The 1,669-nt window shown below is 68.2% G+C and carries 1 protein-coding gene; it reads left to right on the top strand.

The window, feature by feature from the left end; genetic code table 11:
* The first annotated feature begins 1,130 nt into the window (after positions 1-1,130).
* Positions 1,131-1,616, top strand: coding sequence for a MarR family winged helix-turn-helix transcriptional regulator (locus DSY14_RS27730; RefSeq protein WP_211719553.1), 486 nt, complete (start codon positions 1,131-1,133; stop codon positions 1,614-1,616).
* Positions 1,617-1,669 lie beyond the last annotated feature (53 nt).

Genomic DNA, 1,669 nt, shown 5'->3' on the forward strand with positions numbered 1-1,669 from the left:
GCTTTCTTCGAAGCGACTCTGCGAGTTTACATGCCCCGAGCACCGCTCGGACCGGGTTCACTGCGCAGAGGATGTCTGAGATCGCGGCCCGGTTCCGAGTCGGCCCGGTGAGGGCCGCTCGCCGTCCCGCGGCGACTCGGAGAACATTACCCCCACCCCGAGACCCAAGCAAACCGGGACCGTTGTGTCGCCGGACACGGGACGAGGCGCCCCGTCCCGCCGTACGGTCGACCTCGGTCGGCGTCACCACGCATCGTCGGGTGCCCTTCCTCCCGGGCCTCCCGCACCCCCGGTGCGGCGTCAGCACCCTGCGGCCTCTCGCGCGCGTGCGCGGGCGCGCGTTCCGTTATCCGACCCCTCCGGCCCCGACATGCCTCGCACGGCACCGCGCCCTCCCCGCCCGGACACTGTGGCCCTCCTGTTCGACGGAGTGACGGCGCCTTTCCCCGCATGGTGATCGCGTCCCATAAAGAGAAATCCCGGAATCGCGGTATTCACCCATGCCACACGATCGTTCGCACCACACCCTTGCGCTTCTTCTTTCATCGTCGCACGTCAACGCCGCTCGGTGGGCTGTCCTTCATCTCTCCCACGACAGTTCTCTCGATTTCTTTTCCAGTGAGGATCTCACCGGATCCACGCCATGTGCGTTGGGCGAGCGCACGTTCCCGACAAGGCACGCGAAGGGAAACCGAGCCGATCCCGCTGCGCCCCACACACCCGGACGACACCAGGTCGTGCGACCGGTGTTCCCGCAGGGTCGTCGGCGGCCTGGTGGTGCGGGACCGTGAGGGCCCCTCCCTACGGAGACCTCGCCGGACCCCACGTCCACGGCGGTCCCGCCGCCATCACGACCACGTGCCGGTGGTGACCCTCGTCGGGACACAGTCACCGGGAAGGGGGTCGCCCGTGGGCTCCGGGCGGCGTCCTCCGGCACACGCGGAGGCGAGGAGGACCACCCCAACGCTGTGCGGGTTTTTCGGTCGCGCAGAGCGTGTTCCTGTGCACGAATGCGCGCCGTCCTCCTTGTTCTTGTATGGAATCGTTCGTCACCGGCGTCCTTTTTTAGCTTGTGCGCAAGGCAATTGTGGGCTTTGACATCGGGTGCGCGGTTACTACGATGTTGTGCGATGCCCGACCGATCCCCCGCCCGCAAGGGCGACTTCGAACTTCCGCCAGTCGACGAGCAGATGTGCTTCGCGCTGTACGCGGCATCTCGCGCTGTCACGAACCTCTACCGCCCCCTGCTCGATCCGCTCGGTCTGACCTACCCGCAGTACCTCGTCATGATGCTGCTGTGGGAACGGGGGGAGTGTTCGGTCAAGGAGATCGGCGCGGTGCTCCAGCTCGACTACGGCACCCTCACCCCTCTGCTCAAGCGCCTGGAGACCAACGGCCTGCTCCGCAGGGACCGGGACCCCGACGACGAACGGTCGGTCCGGGTCACCACCACCGAGGAGGGCCACGACCTGCGCACCCGTGCCCGGGGCATCCCCGAGGCGATCGGCCGCGTGATCGACCTGCCGGAGGACGAGTTCGAGGCCACCCGACTGGCGCTGCGCCGGCTCACCGCGAACGTGCTCGCGGGCGAGGCCCGCGTCGACGAAGAGACCTGAAACCGGAGTGCCCTCCTCCTCGACGCCCCCGGGGCGGGGGAGGGGGTGGAGGA

Origin of the sequence: Nocardiopsis sp. MG754419 (assembly GCF_018207095.1) — a bacterium.
Classification (GTDB): domain Bacteria; phylum Actinomycetota; class Actinomycetes; order Streptosporangiales; family Streptosporangiaceae; genus Nocardiopsis.